We start from the raw sequence: 18,243 nt of genomic DNA on the forward strand, positions 1-18,243 counted from the left end.
AGGCCGGCGAAGGCCGGCAGCGGCTCAGAGGATGAACTTCGACAGGTCCGTGTTGGCCGCCAGCTGGCCGACATTGGCGGCGACATAGGGCGCGTCGACGGTCACCGTCTGGCCGCCCCGGTCGGAAGCGGTGAAGCTGATCTCGTCCAGCACCCGCTCCAGGATCGTGTGCAGGCGGCGGGCGCCGATATTCTCGACCGTCGTGTTCACCTCGGCCGCGACCTTGGCGATCTCGGCGATGCCATCGGCCGTGAAGTCGAGGGTGACGCCCTCGGTCCCCATCAGCGCGACATACTGGCGGATCAGGCTCGATTCCGGCTCGGTCAGGATGCGCTCGAAATCGGCGCGCGACAGGGCCTTCAGCTCGACCCGGATGGGCAGGCGACCCTGCAGTTCGGGCAGCAGGTCCGACGGCTTGGCGATATGGAAGGCGCCCGAGGCGATGAACAGGATATGGTCGGTCTTCACCGCGCCGTGTTTGGTCGCGACCGTCGTGCCCTCGATCAGCGGCAGCAGGTCGCGTTGCACGCCCTCGCGGCTGACGTCGGCGCCCTGCCGTTCCGAGCGGGCGCAGATCTTGTCGATCTCGTCGATGAAGACGATGCCGGCATTCTCGGTCACCCTGATCGCTTCGGAGGTCACGCTTTCCTGATCCAGCAGCTTGTCCGATTCCTCGGTCAGCAGCAGGGCGTGGCTGTCCTTCACCGTGGTGCGCTTCGCCTTGGTGCGCTGGCCGAAAGCCTTGCCCAGCATGTCGCCCAGATTGATCATGCCGACGCCGCCCGGCATCCCCGGGATATCCATGCCGCCCATCGGGCTGGCGGTATCGGCGACCTGAAGCTCGATCTCCTTGTCGTCCAGCTCGCCGCTGCGCAATTTCGCGCGGAATTTCTCGCGCGTGTCCTTCGACGCGGTCTCGCCGACGAGGGCGTCGAGCACGCGGTTCTCGGCGTTCAGCTCGGCCCTGGCGCGGACGTCGCGGCGGCGCTTCTCGCGGGTCTGGGCAATCGCGACTTCGAGCAGGTCGCGCACGATCTGTTCGACATCGCGGCCGACATAGCCGACCTCGGTGAATTTCGTCGCCTCGACCTTCAGGAAGGGCGCATTGGCCAGCTTGGCCAGGCGGCGCGAAATCTCGGTCTTGCCGACGCCGGTCGGCCCGATCATCAGGATGTTTTTTGGCAGCACTTCGTCGCGCAGGTCGTCCGGCAGCTGCTGGCGGCGCCAGCGGTTGCGCAGGGCGATGGCGACGGCGCGCTTGGCCTCATGCTGGCCGACGATGTGGCGATCGAGTTCGGAAACGATCTCGCGCGGGGAAAATTCGCTCATGATTCGATGACTTCGACGGTGAGATTGCGGTTGGTGTAGACGCAGATGTCGGCCGCGATCTCCAGCGCCTTGCGGGCGATCACTTCGGGGTCGGCTTCATAGTCGATCAGGGCGCGGGCGGCGGAGAGGGCGAAATTCCCGCCCGAGCCGATGGCGGCGATACCGCCTTCGGGCTCCAGCACATCGCCGGTGCCGGTCAGCACGAGGGTCGTCGTCGCGTCGGCGACGATCAGCATGGCCTCGAGCTGGCGCAGGTATTTGTCGGTGCGCCAGTCCTTGGCCAGTTCGACGCAGGCCCGGGTCAGCTGGTCGGGGAAACGCTCCAGCTTGGCTTCCAGGCGCTCGAACAGGGTGAAGGCATCGGCGGTCGCCCCGGCAAAGCCGGTCATCACCTTGCCATTGCCGATGCGCCGCACCTTGCGGGCGTTGCCCTTGATCACGGTCGGACCCAGGCTGACCTGGCCGTCGCCGGCGATCACCACCTTGTTGCCCTTGCGCACGCTCAGGATCGTCGTGCCGTGCCAGACGGGGATATTGTCGCTCAAGGGGTCTTGTCCTCGGGATGCGTAAATCACGGCTCTTATGTAGCGATCGCAGACAAGACCACAAGCACCGGCGTTTGTGCACCTGCACAAGTCTGGCACACTGGTGCCATGCTGACCGAAATCATCGCCGGGGCCGACGGCCCCTTCTTCGACATCGCCTATGCGACGCCGAACAATATCACCGGCGCGCCGATCTATGCCCGCGGCGCCTGTTTCCTGCACCCGATGGCGGCGGCGGCCTTCCAGCGCGCCCGGGCGGCGGCGCGGGCGATCGGCCTCGACCTGCTGGTGTTCGACGCCTTCCGCCCGACCGAGGCGCAATGGGCGCTGTGGCGCGCCCTGCCGGACCCGACCTTCATCGCCGATCCCCGCATCGGCTCCACCCATGGCCGGGGGGTCGCGGTCGACCTGACCCTGTGCAGGGGCGACGGCACGGCGCTCGACATGGGTACCGGCTTCGACGAGATGACCGTGCTGTCCTACCACGCGGCGCAGGTCTCGGCCGAGGCGCGGCGCAACCGCCTGCTGCTGCTCGGCGTGATGGTCGAGGCGGGATTCGTGCACAATGAATTCGAATGGTGGCATTACAATCTGCCGGACCCGGACCAATATCCGCTGCTGACCGATGCCGCCGCCGGCACGCGCATGATGCCGTAACGACAAGAAAACACCGAGGAGAGACGAGCATGACCCGATCCATCGCCGCGGCGATCCTGCTGGCGGGATTCGCCAGCATGGCGGCGCCCGCTTTGGCGCAGGACGCGCCCCCGCGCGAGGTCGTCTCGGGCGCCGATTTCATGGCGGTCTGCGGCGCCGCGGGCAAGGCCCTGTCCAGCCCCCCGGGCGAGGGCAGCCGCCCCGCTGCCCGGCGCTGCAAGGATTACCTGAAGAATTTCTTCCAGCTCGAATCCGTGCGCCCGCTCATTCCCAACGATCAGGTCATGTGCATCAACGGCAGCCTGAAATGGCAGGACATCGCCGATCAGGTGCTGGACTGGGGCCAGGGCCGCAGCGAATTCGACAGCCGCCCGGCGGACGATCTGGTGCGCGCGGCGATGCGCGCCCGCCATCCCTGTCCGGAAGGCAACTGACGCCATGGCCGGCGCCGTCACCCCCTTCGACCCCGCCGTCGCGGGCACGCTGGTCGATGGCGCCATCGCCGATTACGCCGCCGCCTGCCATGGCCGGGTGACCGGCTTCGTCGACCGGCATTTCTCGTTGCGCGGCAGCCTTGCCCTGCACCGGCGGGCGCTGGGCTGGGATCTGGCGCGGGCGCCGGCCAATCTCCTCCTGTCGGTGCCACAGCTCGGCCTGCGTCTCGCCGGGGGCGGCCTTGCCCGGGCCGGGGCGCGCCGCGCGGGGGCGCGCATCGCCGGTCTCGACCTCCTCTACCGGACCGATGTCGCCCGCAAGCTGGGCGAGGCCATCGAGCGCGAGCTGTTGCAGCTCGGCGAGGTGGCAGGGGCCGACGGGGTCGCCGCCAGTATCGCCGCCGATCCAAGGGTCAGCGCCGCCTTCGCCATGCTCGACGCCGCGCGGGCGCGCAGTCTGGGCGACGCGGATTTCCGCGCGAAGCTGGAAGGGGCCATCGCCCGTTATGCCGCGACACGGGTGGCGGCGGCGGAAATCGCCACCGCCCTGACCAGCCTCGGCATCGGCGCCATCGCCTTCAAGCAGGTAACGCCCGGGCTGCTCTCCCTCGGCCCGGTGCTGGCCGGCGCCATCGCCCAGCAGGCAGCCATCGGCGCCTTTCCGCTGGGCGCGACCCTCGGCGGCATCTGGAACGGAGTCTTTCCGGCGACGGCGGGGCCGGCGCTGGTCGCGGGCGTGACCGGCAGCCTCTTCGTCGGTGCCGCCGCGCTGTCCGCCTTCGCCGGGGTGGTCGTTGATCCGGCGCAGCGCGCCCTCGGCCTGCACCAGCGCCGCCTGCACAAATTGATCAACGGGGTCGAACATGCCCTGCGCACCGGCGAGGGACTGGCCTTCAACCCGCGCGACCATTACGTCGCCCGGGCGACCGATCTGATCGACCTCGCGCGGCTGGCCCAGCAGGTGATGGCGGGCGGCGGCTGAGGCCGCCCGCGCATCGGCTCAGGGCAGGGTCAGGGTGACCGGGGCGGGCTTGCCCGCCTCGACCTTCACCTCGGTCTCGGTCACCGCCTCGCCGATCCGCAGCTCGACGATGTAGGTGCCGGCCGGCACGATCCAGATCGGCGCCGCGTCATAGGAATAGGTCACCTGTTCCCGCTCGGTGCCGGTGATGGCGACGACCGCGCGGAAGACCTTCCAGTCGTAATCACCCTCGGGCTTGGCGGCGAGGCTGGCCTTGGCGACGATGGCCCCGGCCTGCAGGTCGAGCACGGGGGCGGCCACGCTGCCCGCCTTCAGCTCGATCTCGGTCGAGGCCTCGGCGAGGCCGGTGGTGACCTTCACGAAATATTTGCCGGCCGGCAGCTTGAAGTCGGGCGTCAGGTCGTAGCTATAGGCGACCATCTCGCCGCGGTTGCCCGCCATGTCGGTCGCCGCCGGGAAGATCTGCCAGGACAGGTCCTTGGTCGGCTTGGGTGCGCCGGGGGCGAAGATCGCCACCGGCTTCAACAGGCCGACGCCGAGCACGAGGCTGAGCTTGGTGCTCTCGCCCGGCTCTACCGTCACCGTGGTTTCGCCCGTCGCCTCGCCGATGGTGGCGGTGATGCGATAGGTGCCGGCGGCGAGATGGAAGGTCGGGCTGCCCTTGTAGGAATAGGTCAGGGAATCCGCGCTGTTCTGCGCGAAGACCTTCCAGCTCACGCCGTCCTTGTCGGTCGCCAGAGGCTCGCTCTCGCTCGGCCGGATCTCGGCCTCCACGGTGCCGCTGCCCAGCGTGATCATCACCTTCGGCTTCTCGCCCGGCTTCACGTCGAGGCTGGCCTCGCCCAGGGCGTCGCCATATTTCGCGGTCAGGCGATAGCTGCCGGCGGGCACGGTGAAATCGGGTTCCGGCTTGAAGCTGTAGCCGACTTCCTTGCCCGTCTGGTCATAGACCTTCCAGGCGATCTCGGTCGCGATGGGGGCGCTGGTCTCGCTCTCACGCGCGGCGGGCAGGATGACCGCGGCGCCGAGGTCGAGCACGACCTCCTGCTTTTCGCCGGTGATCTTCACCTGCTGCTGGACCGAGGCGGCGCCGAGGCTGGCGGTGACGATGTAATCCCCCGGCGGGATCGGATCGCCCGGCGTCCAGCGCGCCCGGAAGGCATAGGCGAGGGGCGAGCCCAGCTCTTCCTGCCCGGGGACATCGGCGTAGACATCCCATTTCAGGTCGTCGTCCTCGACCGGAACGCCCGGGGCATAAACGGCGCTGAAGCTGGCCTTGCCCTTCGCGGGCGCGGGCGCGGGCGGTGGGGGTGCGGGCGCCGGGGCAGGGGCCGGCGCGGCGGTCGCGGCGGCGGCGGCGGACAGCGCGCTCTGCAGGCTGGCGGCGTCGTCGGCGAGGACGAAGCTGCCGCCCGTGTTGTCGGCGATGCACTTCAGCTGGGCCTTGGCCGCGTCGTCACGAATATCGAAACCGATGACATGGGCGGTGAAGGCGACACCCTGGGCTTCGAGTTCCGAAGCGATGGCGCAGGGGTCGAGGTCGCAGGTCTCCTCCCCATCGGAAACGAGGATCACGGTCGCCGGATTCTCGGTGTATTTCAGTGCCTCGGCGGCGCGCCGGACCGATGCGGTCAACGGCGTCTTGCCCTTGGGCGAGAGTTTCGCGATCACCGCCTTCAGTTTCGCGGCGTTGACCGGGCCGACCGGGATCACATCCTCGATATCGTCGCAGGCGCCCTTGGTGCGGTGGCCATAGACCGTCAGGCCAAGATCGACCGCCGGATTCCAGCCGTCGACCAGCGCGTTGACGGCGGCGCGGGCGATATCCCATTTCGCCTTGCCGTCGATCTGGCCCCACATGCTGCCCGAAGCGTCGAGGACCAGAATGGCCTTGGCGCGGTCGTCCGCCGCGCGGGCCGCCGACAGCGAAAGCCCGGTCAGCAGCAGCAAGATGGCAAGGCCGAGACGGCCGAGGACCCCTGTCCGTATCATGGTTTCTCCCCCGAGATTGCTGCGGGCAGGCTGCCACGAGCACAACGGCCGCGACAAGCGGCTTGGCCAACGGCTACTATCCCGGCGAACCACCCGCCATGACGGTGGTCACAAAAAACATAAGGGGAGAGGGGACATGTCGGTGCGTTCCGAGTCCGTCGCGCGTAAAGCCGCGCCCATTGGGCAAAATCCGGAAACTGAAATCACGGCGGCGGCCTATCCGTCGCCCGCCTATGCCTGGTACGTCGTCGGCGTGCTGATGCTGGCCTATACGGTGTCCTTCATCGACCGCCAGATCCTCAATCTGCTGGTCGGACCGATCAAACGCGACCTCGCCATCAACGACACGGAGATGAGCCTGCTCGCCGGCCTCGCCTTCGCCCTGTTCTACACCTTCCTCGGCCTGCCCATCGGCCGCATGGTCGACCGGCGCAGCCGGCGCGGCATCATCATCGTCGGCATCGTGGTGTGGAGCCTGTTCACCGCGGCCTGCGGCCTCGCCGGCAAGTTCTGGCATCTGTTCCTGACCAGGATCGGCGTCGGCGTGGGCGAGGCGGCGCTGTCGCCCGCGGCCTATTCGCTGGTCGCCGATTATTTCCCGCCCCACCGCATGGGCACGGCGATGGGGGTCTATAACATGGGCATCTTCGTCGGCTCTGGCCTTGCCTATATCTTCGGCGGGCTGGTGATCGGTCTCGTCTCTGGGGCGGAGCACATGGTGCTGCCCATCGTGGGCGAGGTTTTCGCCTGGCAGGTGGTGTTCTTCGCCGTCGGCCTGCCCGGGCTTCTGGTAGCGCTTCTGATGTTCACCGTGCGCGAACCGATCCGTCAGGGTATCAAGGCGGTGCGTCAGGCCGATGGCACCCTGGCCGTGAAGGCGGTGCCGGTGTCCGAGGTGGTGCGCTACATCGGCGGCAACGCCAAGGCCGTGCTGTGCCACAATGTCGGCTTCGCGCTGCTCTCCCTCGTCGGCTATGGCGTGGCGACCTGGCTGCCCAGCTTCTTCATCCGCGCCCATGGCTGGACCCCGGCCGAAATCGGCTTCGCCTTCGGCATCGTCCAGCTCACGGCGGGCGTGATCGGCGTGATCTTCGGCGGCTGGCTGGGCGATGTTCTCAAGCAGAAGGGCATCGCTGACGGCCGCCTGCGTGTCGGCATGGTCGCGGCGGTGCTGGGCGTGCCCTTCGCCGTCGCCATGCCATTCGTCGGCGATGGCAACATGGTGCTGGCGCTCTCCATCGCCACCACCTTCTTCTATACGATGTGCTTCGGCGCGGCCCCCGCCGCGATCGCCGAGATCATGCCGAACCAGATGCGCGGTCAGGCCTCGGCGGTCTATCTCTTCATCGTCAATCTGATCGGACTTGGCCTCGGGCCGACCGTGGTGGCCCTCGTCACCGATTTCGTCTTCCGGGACGAGAACATGGTCGGCTATTCGCTGGCGCTGGTCGCGGGCATCGCCCTGCCGCTTGCCGCCGCCGTGCTCTGGGCCGGCTGCGCGCCCTATCGCCAGGCGCTCGAGCGGGTGAAGACCTATACCGCCTGACCGGCGGTACGGGGCGGCGATGGTCTCGCCGCCCCGGTCCCTCAGCCCAGCAGACCGGGCAGGAACAGGGTGACGATGCCGACCGCGACGAAGATCGCCGCCGCCACCATGCGCACGATGTTCAGTGGCACCACCCGCGTTGCCGCCTCGCCCAGATAGACGGCGGGGACATTGGCCAGCATCATGCCGAAGGTCGTGCCCAGGGTGACGAGGAAGAGATTGTCGAAACGGGCACCCAGCGCCACCGTGGCGATCTGGGTCTTGTCGCCCATCTCGACCAGGAAGAAGGCGATCGTCGTCGTCAGGAAGGCGCCGAAGCGACGCTTGTCCGCGCCGGCCTCGTCGTCGTCCATCTTGTCGGGGATCAGCACCCAGGCGCCCATGGCGATGAACGACAGGCCCAATACCCAGCGCATGATCTCGGGCCCGATCCAGCCCGCGACCAGCGTGCCGAAGGCGGCGGCGAGCAGGTGGTTGAGCACGGTCGCGGCGAAGATGCCGGCGCAGATCGCGAAAGGCCGGCGGAACTTGCTGGCCAGCAGGATGGCGAGCATCTGGGTCTTGTCGCCGATTTCGGCGATGGCGACGATGCCGGTCGAAGTGAGAAAGGCTTCCATGACGGATCACAGGGCAGGGCCGGGCACATAACCGATGGCAAGCCGCGGCCCGACCCTGCAAGGACGGACGCAACCTGCCAAAGGTCTCGCCAGGCGGAAGGGCTCCGCTGATCGCGCCATGGCGGACGGACACCGTCCCCCAAGTCTGTTGACGCGGCCCCCGCTGACCCGCGGGCGGCTACTCCCCAATGACGGGGCAGTCATAACAATCGGCGATCACGTGCGCAAGAAAACCTTTCGCGCGCTGGCCTCAATGGGCGGAAGCACCGGCCCGGCGCATCTCGTCCAGCCAGCCGCGTATCCGGTCCGGCCCCGCGGTATCGACAAGGCCGAACAAGCTGTGCCGCACCACGCGGATGCCGGCGAAGGCAAGGATGCTGCGCTTGATGAGCTTCAGGCCATGGCCGCCGAACCAGAAGCGGAACAGGGGCACCGGCATGCCCATGGTGACGACGAGGCGAGCCGTGCGGCCGGCCAGCAGGCTCTGCGCGCCGCCCTTGTCGTCGCGGACGAAGGTGCCGCCCGGCCGCAGCGCCTGTTCGAAAAAAGCCTTCACCAGGGCCGGCATGGTGCCCATCCACAGGGGAAAGACCAGGACGATGTGATCGGCCCACAACAGGTCGGCGACCGCCCCGGCAAGGCCCGGCGGGATCGGCTCGTGATCATAGGCGTATTGCGAGGCGAGCAGCGGGAAGTCGAGGCTGGCGAGGTCGATACGGCGCAACTGGTGCCCCGCGTCAGACACCCCTTGAGCGTAGGCATCCGCCAGCTGGCGGCACAGGCGCTTCCCGTCTTTGTCGGGGTGCCCCTGGATGAGGACGATCTTGCTCGGCATGGCGGGTTCCGTGGCTTTGCCCCATCAAGGCAGGCCGTCGCCCCTTTGGCATTGACCTGGCTCATGCCGCGAAATTAAGCAGCTGAAACAATGTGCCGATGAATTGGGCGCAAGACGATCAGTAAATTGCACGAAACGGCCAAGGATCAAATTCGCGCGGGCCGGGTTATTTCCCATGTCGACATCGAACAGTCGAACAAGCCTGTGAGGAGAATCATGAAGATTTCGGCCATTGCTCTCGCGCTTCTGCTTGCCGGCGGCCTTGCCGCCTGTGACGACGGCAAGAAGGAAGGTTCGGCCGAGCAGCAGGCGCCCGCCGCCGCGCCCGCGACCGCCGCGACTCCGGCGCCGGCCACCCCTGCCACCCCCGCGCCGGCCGCCGCCGCGCCGCAGCCCGGCCCGGCCGAACAGATGGGCCAGGATGCCGGCAAGGCGATCGACGATGCCGCCAAGGCCACGGGCGAAGCGCTCGACAGCGCCGCCAAGGCGACCGGCGATGCGGTGAACGATGCCGCCAAGGCGGTTCAGGACGCGGTCGGCAATGCGACGGTGGAGCCGGCGACGACCACCCCGCCCGCGACCGCCCCGGCGACCCCCGCGCAATAATCGCTTACGCGGTCAGTGATTGAACCGGACGGCGGTGCCCCTCAGGGTGCCGCCGTCGTCATATTGTCCCGGCGCAGGGCCATGGCGCCGCGCAGGGCCGCCGCCAGGTCCAGCCGTTCCCCCGGGGTCAGGCTGCGCGCGAAGACGAAGCGCCGGCCATGGCTGGCGATGGCGATCTCGTTCTCGTCCTCCGACATTTCGCGCATCTCAATCCGTGCCCAGCCCGGCTCGAAGCGGAACTGGCGGGCGGCGCCCTTGGCGCTGACGCAATGCACCGTCAGGTCGCGGTCGGTCAGGCGCACCCGCTCGAAGGCGCGGGCGGCGCGGTAATTGGCCCTGAAGGCGAACCAGACCAGCAGCACGTCGAGGCCGAAGAAGCCGAATACCGGCCAGGCGCCGATGGACAGGAACAGCACCCCGGCCGCGAAACTGACCGCCGCCACCGCCACCATCAGGGCGGTGAAGGCCCGCGGCCCGAGGGAGCGATGCGGCGTCAGCACGGCGTCGAACCACAGGCGATCGGCGGGATGATCCTGCATGGCGGCTGGCCGCGCTCCTGAAGATGAAAAAGGCCGGGCCTTCGCGCTCCGGCCCGCCGATGATAGGAAGTGCAGTTGCCTGCGGCAAGCGGGCCTTGCACACGCGAAGCATTCGAATCGGCAAACCCACCATGCGCAAGGCGGATATCGTCACCTTCTTCTCGCGGCTCGAAGCCCAGCGGCCCGAGCCCAAGGGCGAACTCGAGCACGAGAATGCCTATCAGCTGCTGGTCGCCGTCGTCATGTCGGCCCAGGCGACGGACGTCGGCGTGAACAAGGCGACGGCGCCCCTGTTCGCCGTGGTGAAGACACCGGGGCAGATGCTGGACTACGGGCTGGAGCGGCTGACCGAGACGATCCGGACCATCGGCCTTTACCGCAACAAGGCGAAGAATGTGATCGAGCTGTCGCGCCTCCTCGTCGAGCGGCATGGCGGCGAGGTCCCGCGCGACCGCGCGGCGCTGGAGGCGCTGCCGGGTGTCGGGCGCAAGACGGCGAATGTCGTCCTCAACATCGCCTTCGGCGTGCCGGTGATCGCGGTCGATACCCATGTCTTCCGGGTGTCCAACCGGACGGGCCTCGCCCCGGGCAAGACGGTCGAGGCGGTGGAGGCCAAGCTGGAAAAAGTGGTGCCGCCGGCCTTTCGCCTGCACGCCCACCATTGGCTGATCCTGCACGGGCGCTATGTCTGCAAGGCGCGGAAACCCGATTGCGAGGGCTGCATCGTCAACGACCTCTGCCCGTCGGCGGGCAAGGCCTGACGCCGGCGGCCGTGGTTCAGGCGCCGCCGCGCGCCGCCGCGCGGGCCGCCGCCTCGGCCCCGACCCGGCCGGCGCAGGCATTGACGTCGACCGGCTTGCCGCGCCGGTCGCGGGCATCGGCGTGGCGCACGCTCAGCACATCCTCATCGAGATAGAGAAAGACATGAAGCAGGCAGTCGCGGGCGGAATATTGCCAGATTTCCGCGGGCGGCTCGCTGCGCCGCAGGGCCGGCGTGCCCAGCAGCAGGGGAAGCTCGGGGCCGGTCAGGCCGACGAGACCGCCGGCCGGCAACTCCGGCGCGAGGGGTCGGTGCCGCGGTGCCGGCGTCTCGGCGCAGGCGGCCATCAGGAGCGGAAGGGCGGCCACAGCGGCCGCCCTGATGAGAGACGCGGGACTCAACGCACGACGGGGCGCCGCAGGGTCAGACCAGCGTGCCTTCGCTCGACGGGAAGGTGACCGGGGCCGGGGTCGGCGCGGGTGTCGGGGCGACGGCCAGCGGCGCCGGCTCGGCGGCGATCGGGTTGCCCTGCACCGTATTGATGTCGCCGACCAGTTCGCCGCCGCATTCGATTTCCAGCTGGCCGTAGCGGATCTCGCCCTTCACCTTGCCGGTGGCGCGGATCAGCAGGCGGCCGCGGCAGATCAGCTTGCCCTCGAAGGTGCCGCCGATCAGTGCCTCGTCGATCTCGGCCGCGCCCTTGAAGACGCCGGTCGAGGTGATCTCGATCACCCGGCTTTCGGTCAGGGTGGCGTCGACCCGGCCTTCGACCACCAGCTTGTCGCAGGCGGTGATCTGGCCCGACAGGACGATGTTGCGGCCGACGATCAGCTTCTTGTCGTCGGACGACGGCGGCGGCGCCGACGGCGTGGCCGGCGTCAGCGGGCGGCTCATGCCGGGCAATTCGCGGCTGGGACGGGCGACTTCGGGGCGGAAACTCGTCGAATCATGGTCGGCCATGGCGGCGCTGCCTTGCTGCTGAAGGGAAGGGGCGGGGGTGGCCGGGCGGGCCGGCGTCGGGGTGAAGGCGGTGGCGGGTTTCGCGGGCTGCGGCGGCGCCGGGGGTGGTTCCGGGGGACCGCTTCTCTTTCCGAACATTGATCTCTCCTGAATCCTCGTTCGCTGGCCAGGCCAGTTCGCAATGTCAGCACCGGCCGGGGCCGGCTTCTCTCAATCCCTCGGAGCGGGAGACGAAGCCCGTTCCTCAACCCCCTCGCCGCGACAGGCGTACCCCGCGTTCGAGATGCACCATGGCCGCGAGCGTGACGAGCGGCGCGATCAGATTGACGACCGGCACCACCATCAATGCCGTCCCCAGCAGACCGGCACTGAAAACGAGCAGGCGATTCGCCCGCCGCAGCCTTGTGGCCTCCGCGGGCGACGCTTGCCGCAAGGCAACCTGCTCGAAATATTCCCGTCCGACAAGATAGCCGTTGAGGCCAAGGAAAACCAAGAGGTTGAGGAGCGGCAGGAAGATGCCCGCTATCTGCAGGGGCAGGAACAGGATGTTCAGGGCGATGGTGACCGCGAGGAACCTCAGGCCCGAGACCGTCCCCTCGACGAAGCCGATGTCCCGCCCGGGTGGATCGGCCGGATAGTCCCGGGCGGCGACCTTGGCCGCCGCCTCGTCGAGGAACAGGGATTGCAGGGTCGTCATCATCACCGGGAACATGAAGGCGAGGCCGATCCCGGTCAGGATGCCGCCCAGGATGCGCAGGGTCTCGTCCAGCCAGCCCCAGCCGGTGCTGGGCGCGAAACCGAGGCCCTGATAGGCCCCGGCGACGAGAAGCAGGGTGAGCGCGAGGCCCATGAACAGCACCCGCCACAGGATCGCGCGCAAGGGCGGCGACAGGGCGTCCTCCAGTCCCTTCAGGAAGGCGGGGATCAGCGACATGGGGCGAAGTTTCCTCGGTTCTGGACGGGTGCGTCTCCATCCTTATACTGCGCCCGCGAGATTTTCGGGGATGAACATGACCACTGCCCGTTTCGATGTCCTTGGCATCGGCAATGCGATCGTCGACGTGCTGGCTCCGGCGGATGACGCCTTCATCGCCCGCGAGGGCCTGATCAAGGGCTCCATGGCGCTGATCGACGCCGCCCAGGCCGAAGCCCTCTACGGCCGGATGAACGCCGGGGTCGAGGCGTCGGGCGGCTCGGCCGCCAACACGATGGCGGGCATCGCCTCGCTCGGCGGCGCCGCCGCCTTCATCGGCCGGGTGCGGGACGACGGCCTCGGCAAGGTCTTCAGCCACGACATCCGCGCCGTTGGCGTCTCCTTCGAGACCGCGCCGGCGGTGGACGGCCCGAACACCGCGCGTTGTCTCGTGATGGTGACGCCGGATGCCCAGCGCACCATGGCGACCTATCTCGGCGCCTGCGTCGGCCTCGGCCCGGACGATGTCGACCCCGCCCTCGTGGCGGAGGCGGAGATCACCTATCTCGAAGGCTATCTGTGGGATCCGGAAAACGGCAAGGCCGCCTTCCGCAAGGCGATCAACGCCGCCCATGACGCCGGGCGCCGGGTCGCCCTGTCGCTGTCGGACGCTTTCTGCGTCCACCGCTGGCGGGCCGAATTCCTCGACCTCGTCTCGGGCGGCGGGGTCGATATCCTCTTCGCCAACGAGGGCGAGATTTCCGCCCTGTTCGAGACCGGCGATTTCGACGCCGCCCTGCAGGCGACGCGAAGCCTCGGCATCACCGCCGCGCTCACCCGCTCGGAAAAGGGCTCGGTCATCGTCGGCGGCGACGAAGTGCATGTGATCGACGCGGCGGTGCCCGAGAAACTGGTCGACTCGACCGGGGCCGGCGACCTCTATGCCGCCGGTTTCCTCTATGGCCTGACCCACGATCTCGGCCTTGCCCGCTCGGGCCGCCTCGGCTCGCTCTGCGCCGCCGAGGTGCTGGCGCATTACGGCCCGCGGCCGCAGGTCAATCTGGCCGACTTCGTCGCCGGCCGTTACTGACCTTCAATCCTTCTGCCGCAGCAGCAGGGGGCCCAGCGGACGGCCGCCGGTGACGTGCACATGCAGGTGCGGCACGTCCTGGTGGCTGTTGGCCCCATGGTTGGCCAGCAGGCGGTAGCCGTCGGCGTCGACCCCGACCAGCCGGGCGACCTCGCCCACGGCGCGGACGAAGCCGGCGATCTCGGCATCCGAGGCATGGGCCGAGAAATCGTCCCACGAGACGTAAGCGCCCTTGGGGATCACCAGGACATGCACCGGCGCCTGCGGGTGGATGTCGTGGAAGGCCAGGGCGTGTTCGGTCTCGTGCACCCGGTTGCAGGGAATTTCGCCGCGCAGGATGCGGGCAAAGATATTGTTCGGATCATAGGCCATCGGAACTAACCCTTCGGACGGCTGGCCTTTTCGGCGACCCCCGACAGGCCTTCCCGGGCCTCGAGTTCGGCCCAGACGTCGGCCGGGGTCAGGCCCCGTTCGGCCAGCAGGATGAACAGGTGGAAGATCAGGTCGGCGGCCTCGCCGACCAGTTCCGTCTCGCTGCCGGCAAGACCGGCGAGGGCGGCCTCGACGCCTTCCTCGCCCACCTTCTGGGCGATCTTGGCGCGGCCCTTGGCGAACAGGCGGGCGACATGGCTGTTGGCCGTGTCGGCGCCCTTTCGCGACAGGATGACCTGGAACACCCGGTCGAGGATGGCGGGATCGCTCATGGTCTTCCCCGTCACAGGCGCATCGGCACGCCCCGCGCGGCCATGTGTTCCTTGGCCTCGCGGATCGAGAAGGTGCCGAAATGGAAGATCGAGGCGGCGAGCACGGCCGAGGCATGACCTTCGAGAATGCCGTCCGCCAGATGGTCGAGGGTGCCGACCCCGCCGGACGCGATGACGGGCACGGTGACGGCATCGGACACCGCCCGGGTCAGGCCGATGTCGAAGCCCGCCTTGGTGCCGTCCCGGTCCATCGAGGTCAGCAGGATTTCCCCGGCGCCGAGCGAGACCATGCGTTTGGCCCATTCGACCGCGTCGATCCCGGTGTTGCGCCGGCCGCCATGGGTGTGGACATGCCACTGGCCGTGACTGTCACCCTTGGCGTCGATGGCGACGACGATGGACTGGCTGCCGACCTTTTCCGCCGCCTCGCGCACGAAATCGGGCCGGGCCACGGCGGCGGAATTGATCGAGACCTTGTCGGCCCCGGCCAGCAGCAATTGCCGCACATCGTCGAGGGTGCGGACGCCGCCACCGACAGTCAGCGGCATGAAGACCTGTTCCGCCGTGTGGCGCACGACGTCGAGCATGATCGCCCGGTCGTCGCTCGATGCCGTGATGTCCAGGAAGGTCAGCTCGTCGGCACCGGCGGCGTCATAAAGCCTCGCCTGTTCCACGGGATCGCCGGCATCGCGCAGGTCGACGAAATTGACGCCCTTGACCACCCGGCCGTTGTGGACGTCGAGACAGGGGATGACCCGGGCCTTCAGCATCACGCCGCCCTTTTGGTAAGGGCCAGCGCCGCCGCCGGGTCCAGCCGCCCGTCGTAGAGCGCGCGGCCCGAAATGGCCCCGGCGATGGGCGTGCCCCTGACCGCCATCAGGGCCTCGATATCGCCAAGGCCGGCCAGCCCGCCCGAGGCGATGACCGGGATCGAGACCGCGTCGGCGAGGGCGGCCGTCGCCGGCACGTTGACACCGGTCAGCAGGCCGTCGCGGGCGATATCGGTGAAGATGAGGGCGGAAACGCCCGCGTCCTCGAAGCGCTTCGCGAGGTCGATCGCGGTGATCGACGAGGTCTCGGCCCAGCCCTCGACCGCGACCATGCCGTCGCGCGCGTCGATGCCGACGGCGACATGGCCGGGGAACAGCTTGCAAGCCTCGATGACGAGATCGGGATTACGCAGGGCGACGGTGCCGAGGATGACCCGGGTCAACCCGCGAGCCAGCCAGCCCTCGATCATCTCGAGATTGCGGATGCCGCCGCCGAGCTGCACGGGCACGTCGGTCGCCTTCAGGATCGCCTCGACCGCCGGGCCGTTCACCGCGTTGCCGGCGAAGGCGCCGTCGAGATCGACGACATGCAGCCACTCGAAACCCTGCGCCTTGAAGGCGGCGGCCTGGGCGGCCGGGTCCTTGTTGTAGACGGTGGCCCGGGCCATGTCGCCCTGGGCGAGGCGGACGCATTCGCCGCCCTTGAGGTCGATCGCGGGGTAAAGGATCACGGGCGCCACCTCAGGAAACCGGCGATGAGCGAGAGGCCGAAGGCCTGGCTCTTCTCCGGGTGGAACTGGGTGCCGAACAGATTGTCGCGGGCGACGATGGCGGTGACCGGGCCGCCGTAATCGGCGGTCGCCACCAGGTCTTCGCCGCGCTCGACCTGCAGGGCATAGGAATGGACGAAATAGGCGTGCTCGCCCGAGCGGGCATGGCCCAGCACCGGGTGATGATGGCGGATCGACAGATTGTTCCAGCCCATGTGCGGGATCTTCAGGCGCCTGTCGTCCGGCGCCAGCCGGTCGACCACGCCCGGCACCCAGCCGAAACCGGCGTGGTGGCCATGCTCCAGCCCCTCGGTCGCCATCAGCTGCATCCCGATGCAGATGCCGAAGAAGGGCCGGGCGTTGACCTTCACCGCTTCGGTCAGGGCATCCATCATGCCGGGCAGGGCCTGGATCGAGGTCTTGCAATCGGCGAAGGCGCCGTCGCCGGGCAGCACCACGCGCTCGGCCGAAAGCACCACCTCGGGCCGGTCGGTGACGACGATCTGTTCCGGCTTCAGGCCGATCTCGGCGCCCATGCGCTCGAACGCCTTGGCGGCGGAACGCAGGTTGCCCGCGCCATAGTCGATGATGGCGACGGCGGGTTTCGCGGTCATGAACGCACCTTCAGGACGACCCGGTCCACGGCGTCGGCGCGGCTCTCGCCGGTGACGACACCGATCGCGGGGTGGCCGCGGCGGGCCAGTACCCGGCGGCGGATTTCACCGGCCTCGAAGCCCGTGAACAGGGCGGCGGCCAGCACGGTCAATTCGGGCAGCGGCCGCTCGGGCAGCAGGAAAATCCCGGCGGCGATGCCGGCTGCGACGAAGCCGAGCCAAAGGACAGCCTCGATCCAGGCGGCCTGAGCCAGCAGCCACAGGGGACCGAACAGGAAGGCGGCGAGCGAGAAACGCTCCGCCACCAGCTCGATCTCCGGCAGGGGGCCGTGCACCGTATAGGCGATGGGCCGCATCAGAGCGTGCCGCCCAGCACGCCCTTGGTCGAGGGCACGGCGGCGGCGGCGCGCGGGTCGATCTCGATGGCCGCGCGCAGGGCCCGGGCCAGCGCCTTGTAGCTGCTCTCGACGATGTGGTGATTGTTCTCGCCGTAGAGATTCTCGACATGCAGGGTGATGCCGCCGGCCTGCGCGAAGGCCTGGAACCATTCCTTGAACAGCTCCGTGTCCATTTCGCCCAGCTTGTCGCGGGTGAATTTCACCTTCCAGATCAGATAGGGCCGGTTCGAACAGTCGAGGGCGACGCGGGTCAGCGTCTCGTCCATCGGGATCAGCGCGTCGCCATAACGCCGGATGCCCTTGCGGTCGCCCAGCGCCTTGGTGAAGGCCTCGCCGATGGCGATGCCGACGTCTTCCGTCGTGTGGTGGAAGTCGATGTGGGTATCGCCCTTCGCGGTCACCGTCAGGTCGATCAGCGAATGGCGCGACAGCTGTTCGAGCATATGGTCGAGGAAGCCGACCCCGGTCGAGACCTGATACTGGCCGGTGCCGTCCAGGTCGATGGTGACCGAGATTTCGGTCTCCTTGGTCTTGCGGGCGATCGTGGCGGTCCGCATCGGCATGTCCTCGAAGCATTGAATGGCGCCCGTTTAGCACGGGCGCGCGCGTCAAGCCATAGATTGGGCGGCCTTCTACTTGATTCCAGCGGCCTTTTTCAGCGCCTCGTCGATGCGGGTCTGCCAGCCCGGACCCCCGGCCTTGAAATGGTCGAGCACGGCTTGCGACAGGCGGATGTTGATGTGTTCCTTGGGCGAAGTGGATTTCGGCCGCCCCGCTTTTCGCAGCGTACCCGTGGCTGGCCGCAGAACCTCGCCGCCGACCGACAGCTCGGCCCGGTTGAACATCTCGTCGGTGATTTCCGGGGCGTCGTCCGGATCAACCCAGTCGGTCGCGATAGCGCGCTTGTTCCCGTTCATTGGCTTTCCTCATCGAAATGATCCGCCGTCCGTCGGCTGTCGGGGTCCAAACCAGAACCACCATGCGTTCACCCAACAGGCCGATCGTGATGAAACGCGGCTCCGGATAGGGCTCGCGATCATCCTCGATCGTGAAGGCGACGCCCTGAAACACCTGAGTCGCGTCGGCGAAATCCAGACCGCGTTCCGCCAAGGTCTTCAACCGCTTGGACGGGTCGAAGCTGATTTCCATGGTTATTTATGTATCCACGATTTCATGTCGCGC

The 18,243-nt window shown here is 68.2% G+C and carries 25 protein-coding genes and 1 riboswitch; of the genes, 7 read left to right on the forward strand and 18 right to left on the reverse strand.

Annotated features, from left to right (window positions below):
- Positions 1 to 24: 24 nt before the first annotated feature.
- Both hslU and hslV read right to left on the reverse strand, forming a co-directional pair.
- Positions 25 to 1,329: an ATP-dependent protease ATPase subunit HslU gene (gene hslU, locus DKG74_RS11500; protein WP_109905874.1), complete on the reverse strand. Its 1,305-nt coding sequence runs from the start codon at positions 1,327 to 1,329 to the stop codon at positions 25 to 27.
- Positions 1,326 to 1,874 (reverse strand): ATP-dependent protease subunit HslV, encoded by a 549-nt coding sequence (gene hslV, locus DKG74_RS11505; RefSeq protein WP_109905876.1) that lies wholly within the window; start codon positions 1,872 to 1,874, stop codon positions 1,326 to 1,328. The genes hslU and hslV overlap by 4 nt, the downstream gene beginning before the upstream one ends.
- 108 nt (positions 1,875 to 1,982) lie before the next feature.
- On the opposite strand from hslV, the gene ddpX reads away from it, so the two are divergent.
- From ddpX to DKG74_RS11520, 3 genes are read left to right on the forward strand one after another with little or no spacing between them, the layout of a single operon-like run.
- Positions 1,983 to 2,531: a D-alanyl-D-alanine dipeptidase gene (gene ddpX, locus DKG74_RS11510; RefSeq protein ID WP_109905878.1), complete on the forward strand. Its 549-nt coding sequence runs from the start codon at positions 1,983 to 1,985 to the stop codon at positions 2,529 to 2,531.
- Positions 2,532 to 2,560: 29 nt separating this feature from the next.
- Positions 2,561 to 2,965 carry a Rap1a/Tai family immunity protein gene (locus DKG74_RS11515; RefSeq protein WP_109905880.1) on the forward strand — a complete coding sequence of 135 codons (405 nt, stop codon included), beginning with the start codon at positions 2,561 to 2,563 and terminating at the stop codon, positions 2,963 to 2,965.
- Between the two features lie 4 nt (positions 2,966 to 2,969).
- Positions 2,970 to 3,947, forward strand: a complete 978-nt coding sequence (locus tag DKG74_RS11520; RefSeq protein WP_109905882.1) for a DUF6635 family protein — start codon at positions 2,970 to 2,972, stop codon at positions 3,945 to 3,947.
- Positions 3,948 to 3,965: 18 nt separating this feature from the next.
- On the opposite strand, the gene DKG74_RS11525 is transcribed toward DKG74_RS11520, so the two are convergent.
- The gene (locus tag DKG74_RS11525) at positions 3,966 to 5,939 is read right to left on the reverse strand and encodes a vWA domain-containing protein (RefSeq protein WP_109905884.1); all 1,974 of its coding nucleotides are present in this window, start codon (positions 5,937 to 5,939) and stop codon (positions 3,966 to 3,968) included.
- Between the two features lie 136 nt (positions 5,940 to 6,075).
- Between DKG74_RS11525 and DKG74_RS11530 the strand changes: the two genes are divergently transcribed.
- Positions 6,076 to 7,485: a spinster family MFS transporter gene (locus DKG74_RS11530; RefSeq protein ID WP_109905886.1), complete on the forward strand. Its 1,410-nt coding sequence runs from the start codon at positions 6,076 to 6,078 to the stop codon at positions 7,483 to 7,485.
- Between the two features lie 41 nt (positions 7,486 to 7,526).
- Here DKG74_RS11530 and DKG74_RS11535 read toward each other — a convergent pair whose 3' ends face one another.
- The gene (locus tag DKG74_RS11535; RefSeq protein ID WP_109905888.1) at positions 7,527 to 8,102 is read right to left on the reverse strand and encodes a TMEM165/GDT1 family protein; all 576 of its coding nucleotides are present in this window, start codon (positions 8,100 to 8,102) and stop codon (positions 7,527 to 7,529) included.
- Between the two features lie 91 nt (positions 8,103 to 8,193).
- A riboswitch (yybP-ykoY riboswitch) is annotated at positions 8,194 to 8,303 on the reverse strand.
- Positions 8,304 to 8,352: 49 nt separating this feature from the next.
- Positions 8,353 to 8,937, reverse strand: a complete 585-nt coding sequence (locus tag DKG74_RS11540; protein WP_109905890.1) for an NAD(P)H-dependent oxidoreductase — start codon at positions 8,935 to 8,937, stop codon at positions 8,353 to 8,355.
- A 216-nt stretch (positions 8,938 to 9,153) separates the two neighbouring features.
- Here DKG74_RS11540 and DKG74_RS21760 point away from each other — a divergent pair, with 216 nt between their 5' ends.
- Positions 9,154 to 9,543 (forward strand): hypothetical protein, encoded by a 390-nt coding sequence (locus tag DKG74_RS21760; RefSeq protein ID WP_207779332.1) that lies wholly within the window; start codon positions 9,154 to 9,156, stop codon positions 9,541 to 9,543.
- Between the two features lie 41 nt (positions 9,544 to 9,584).
- Here the strand turns inward: DKG74_RS21760 and DKG74_RS11550 are convergent, their stop codons facing one another.
- The gene (locus tag DKG74_RS11550) at positions 9,585 to 10,082 is read right to left on the reverse strand and encodes a DUF2244 domain-containing protein (protein WP_109905894.1); all 498 of its coding nucleotides are present in this window, start codon (positions 10,080 to 10,082) and stop codon (positions 9,585 to 9,587) included.
- 131 nt (positions 10,083 to 10,213) lie between these two features.
- Between DKG74_RS11550 and nth the strand changes: the two genes are divergently transcribed.
- Positions 10,214 to 10,843 carry an endonuclease III gene (gene nth, locus DKG74_RS11555; RefSeq protein WP_109905896.1) on the forward strand — a complete coding sequence of 210 codons (630 nt, stop codon included), beginning with the start codon at positions 10,214 to 10,216 and terminating at the stop codon, positions 10,841 to 10,843.
- Between the two features lie 16 nt (positions 10,844 to 10,859).
- On the opposite strand, the gene DKG74_RS11560 is transcribed toward nth, so the two are convergent.
- From DKG74_RS11560 to DKG74_RS11570, 3 genes are all read right to left on the reverse strand, one after another.
- Positions 10,860 to 11,210 (reverse strand): hypothetical protein, encoded by a 351-nt coding sequence (locus DKG74_RS11560; RefSeq protein WP_109905898.1) that lies wholly within the window; start codon positions 11,208 to 11,210, stop codon positions 10,860 to 10,862.
- Between the two features lie 55 nt (positions 11,211 to 11,265).
- The gene (locus DKG74_RS11565; RefSeq protein WP_109905900.1) at positions 11,266 to 11,802 is read right to left on the reverse strand and encodes a bactofilin family protein; all 537 of its coding nucleotides are present in this window, start codon (positions 11,800 to 11,802) and stop codon (positions 11,266 to 11,268) included.
- Positions 11,803 to 12,046: 244 nt separating this feature from the next.
- Positions 12,047 to 12,736, reverse strand: coding sequence for an EI24 domain-containing protein (locus DKG74_RS11570; RefSeq protein WP_109905902.1), 690 nt, complete (start codon positions 12,734 to 12,736; stop codon positions 12,047 to 12,049).
- Positions 12,737 to 12,812: 76 nt separating this feature from the next.
- Here DKG74_RS11570 and DKG74_RS11575 point away from each other — a divergent pair, with 76 nt between their 5' ends.
- A complete protein-coding gene (locus DKG74_RS11575) occupies positions 12,813 to 13,805 on the forward strand; it encodes an adenosine kinase (protein ID WP_109906286.1) in 993 nt (330 codons plus the stop codon).
- A 3-nt stretch (positions 13,806 to 13,808) separates the two neighbouring features.
- Here the strand turns inward: DKG74_RS11575 and DKG74_RS11580 are convergent, their stop codons facing one another.
- The 9 genes from DKG74_RS11580 to DKG74_RS11620 all read right to left on the reverse strand — a co-directional run bounded on the left by DKG74_RS11580 (position 13,809) and on the right by DKG74_RS11620 (position 18,210).
- The gene (locus DKG74_RS11580) at positions 13,809 to 14,177 is read right to left on the reverse strand and encodes an HIT domain-containing protein (protein ID WP_109905904.1); all 369 of its coding nucleotides are present in this window, start codon (positions 14,175 to 14,177) and stop codon (positions 13,809 to 13,811) included.
- Positions 14,178 to 14,182: 5 nt separating this feature from the next.
- Positions 14,183 to 14,509, reverse strand: a complete 327-nt coding sequence (locus DKG74_RS11585; protein WP_109905906.1) for a phosphoribosyl-ATP diphosphatase — start codon at positions 14,507 to 14,509, stop codon at positions 14,183 to 14,185.
- Between the two features lie 11 nt (positions 14,510 to 14,520).
- Complete coding sequence (hisF, locus tag DKG74_RS11590) at positions 14,521 to 15,279, reverse strand: imidazole glycerol phosphate synthase subunit HisF (RefSeq protein WP_109905908.1); 759 nt, start codon at positions 15,277 to 15,279, stop codon at positions 14,521 to 14,523.
- The gene (hisA, locus tag DKG74_RS11595; RefSeq protein ID WP_109906288.1) at positions 15,279 to 16,010 is read right to left on the reverse strand and encodes a 1-(5-phosphoribosyl)-5-[(5-phosphoribosylamino)methylideneamino]imidazole-4-carboxamide isomerase; all 732 of its coding nucleotides are present in this window, start codon (positions 16,008 to 16,010) and stop codon (positions 15,279 to 15,281) included. Before hisA ends, hisF begins: the two co-directional genes overlap by 1 nt.
- The gene (gene hisH / locus DKG74_RS11600) at positions 16,007 to 16,663 is read right to left on the reverse strand and encodes an imidazole glycerol phosphate synthase subunit HisH (protein ID WP_109905910.1); all 657 of its coding nucleotides are present in this window, start codon (positions 16,661 to 16,663) and stop codon (positions 16,007 to 16,009) included. The genes hisA and hisH overlap by 4 nt, the downstream gene beginning before the upstream one ends.
- Positions 16,660 to 17,019 carry a DUF2628 domain-containing protein gene (locus DKG74_RS11605; RefSeq protein ID WP_109905912.1) on the reverse strand — a complete coding sequence of 120 codons (360 nt, stop codon included), beginning with the start codon at positions 17,017 to 17,019 and terminating at the stop codon, positions 16,660 to 16,662. Before DKG74_RS11605 ends, hisH begins: the two co-directional genes overlap by 4 nt.
- Positions 17,019 to 17,618 carry an imidazoleglycerol-phosphate dehydratase HisB gene (hisB, locus tag DKG74_RS11610; RefSeq protein ID WP_109906290.1) on the reverse strand — a complete coding sequence of 200 codons (600 nt, stop codon included), beginning with the start codon at positions 17,616 to 17,618 and terminating at the stop codon, positions 17,019 to 17,021. Before hisB ends, DKG74_RS11605 begins: the two co-directional genes overlap by 1 nt.
- A gap of 75 nt (positions 17,619 to 17,693) precedes the next feature.
- Positions 17,694 to 17,978 (reverse strand): BrnA antitoxin family protein, encoded by a 285-nt coding sequence (locus tag DKG74_RS11615; RefSeq protein ID WP_207779333.1) that lies wholly within the window; start codon positions 17,976 to 17,978, stop codon positions 17,694 to 17,696.
- Positions 17,938 to 18,210 (reverse strand): BrnT family toxin, encoded by a 273-nt coding sequence (locus DKG74_RS11620; protein WP_109905914.1) that lies wholly within the window; start codon positions 18,208 to 18,210, stop codon positions 17,938 to 17,940. The genes DKG74_RS11615 and DKG74_RS11620 overlap by 41 nt, the downstream gene beginning before the upstream one ends.
- Between the last annotated feature and the right edge of the window lie 33 nt (positions 18,211 to 18,243).

This window comes from Zavarzinia aquatilis (assembly GCF_003173035.1).
Lineage (GTDB): Bacteria > Pseudomonadota > Alphaproteobacteria > Zavarziniales > Zavarziniaceae > Zavarzinia > Zavarzinia aquatilis.

Bases quoted from the DNA above. Each gene is read 5' to 3' on its own strand.
- DKG74_RS11570 (WP_109905902.1), bottom strand. From the start codon at position 12,736: ATGTCGCTGATCCCCGCCTTCCTGAAGGGACTGGAGGACGCCCTGTCG.
- DKG74_RS11575 (WP_109906286.1), top strand. From the start codon at position 12,813: ATGACCACTGCCCGTTTCGATGTCCTTGGCATCGGCAATGCGATCGTC.
- hisB (WP_109906290.1), bottom strand. From the start codon at position 17,618: ATGCGGACCGCCACGATCGCCCGCAAGACCAAGGAGACCGAAATCTCG.
- DKG74_RS21760 (WP_207779332.1), top strand. From the start codon at position 9,154: ATGAAGATTTCGGCCATTGCTCTCGCGCTTCTGCTTGCCGGCGGCCTT.
- ddpX (WP_109905878.1), top strand. From the start codon at position 1,983: ATGCTGACCGAAATCATCGCCGGGGCCGACGGCCCCTTCTTCGACATC.
- DKG74_RS11585 (WP_109905906.1), bottom strand. From the start codon at position 14,509: ATGAGCGATCCCGCCATCCTCGACCGGGTGTTCCAGGTCATCCTGTCG.
- DKG74_RS11580 (WP_109905904.1), bottom strand. From the start codon at position 14,177: ATGGCCTATGATCCGAACAATATCTTTGCCCGCATCCTGCGCGGCGAA.
- DKG74_RS11540 (WP_109905890.1), bottom strand. From the start codon at position 8,937: ATGCCGAGCAAGATCGTCCTCATCCAGGGGCACCCCGACAAAGACGGG.
- DKG74_RS11525 (WP_109905884.1), bottom strand. From the start codon at position 5,939: ATGATACGGACAGGGGTCCTCGGCCGTCTCGGCCTTGCCATCTTGCTG.
- DKG74_RS11515 (WP_109905880.1), top strand. From the start codon at position 2,561: ATGACCCGATCCATCGCCGCGGCGATCCTGCTGGCGGGATTCGCCAGC.
- DKG74_RS11620 (WP_109905914.1), bottom strand. From the start codon at position 18,210: ATGGAAATCAGCTTCGACCCGTCCAAGCGGTTGAAGACCTTGGCGGAA.
- hslU (WP_109905874.1), bottom strand. From the start codon at position 1,329: ATGAGCGAATTTTCCCCGCGCGAGATCGTTTCCGAACTCGATCGCCAC.
- DKG74_RS11565 (WP_109905900.1), bottom strand. From the start codon at position 11,802: ATGGCCGACCATGATTCGACGAGTTTCCGCCCCGAAGTCGCCCGTCCC.
- DKG74_RS11535 (WP_109905888.1), bottom strand. From the start codon at position 8,102: ATGGAAGCCTTTCTCACTTCGACCGGCATCGTCGCCATCGCCGAAATC.
- nth (WP_109905896.1), top strand. From the start codon at position 10,214: ATGCGCAAGGCGGATATCGTCACCTTCTTCTCGCGGCTCGAAGCCCAG.
- DKG74_RS11550 (WP_109905894.1), bottom strand. From the start codon at position 10,082: ATGCAGGATCATCCCGCCGATCGCCTGTGGTTCGACGCCGTGCTGACG.
- DKG74_RS11530 (WP_109905886.1), top strand. From the start codon at position 6,076: ATGTCGGTGCGTTCCGAGTCCGTCGCGCGTAAAGCCGCGCCCATTGGG.
- DKG74_RS11605 (WP_109905912.1), bottom strand. From the start codon at position 17,019: ATGCGGCCCATCGCCTATACGGTGCACGGCCCCCTGCCGGAGATCGAG.
- DKG74_RS11520 (WP_109905882.1), top strand. From the start codon at position 2,970: ATGGCCGGCGCCGTCACCCCCTTCGACCCCGCCGTCGCGGGCACGCTG.
- hisH (WP_109905910.1), bottom strand. From the start codon at position 16,663: ATGACCGCGAAACCCGCCGTCGCCATCATCGACTATGGCGCGGGCAAC.
- DKG74_RS11615 (WP_207779333.1), bottom strand. From the start codon at position 17,978: ATGAACGGGAACAAGCGCGCTATCGCGACCGACTGGGTTGATCCGGAC.
- hisF (WP_109905908.1), bottom strand. From the start codon at position 15,279: ATGCTGAAGGCCCGGGTCATCCCCTGTCTCGACGTCCACAACGGCCGG.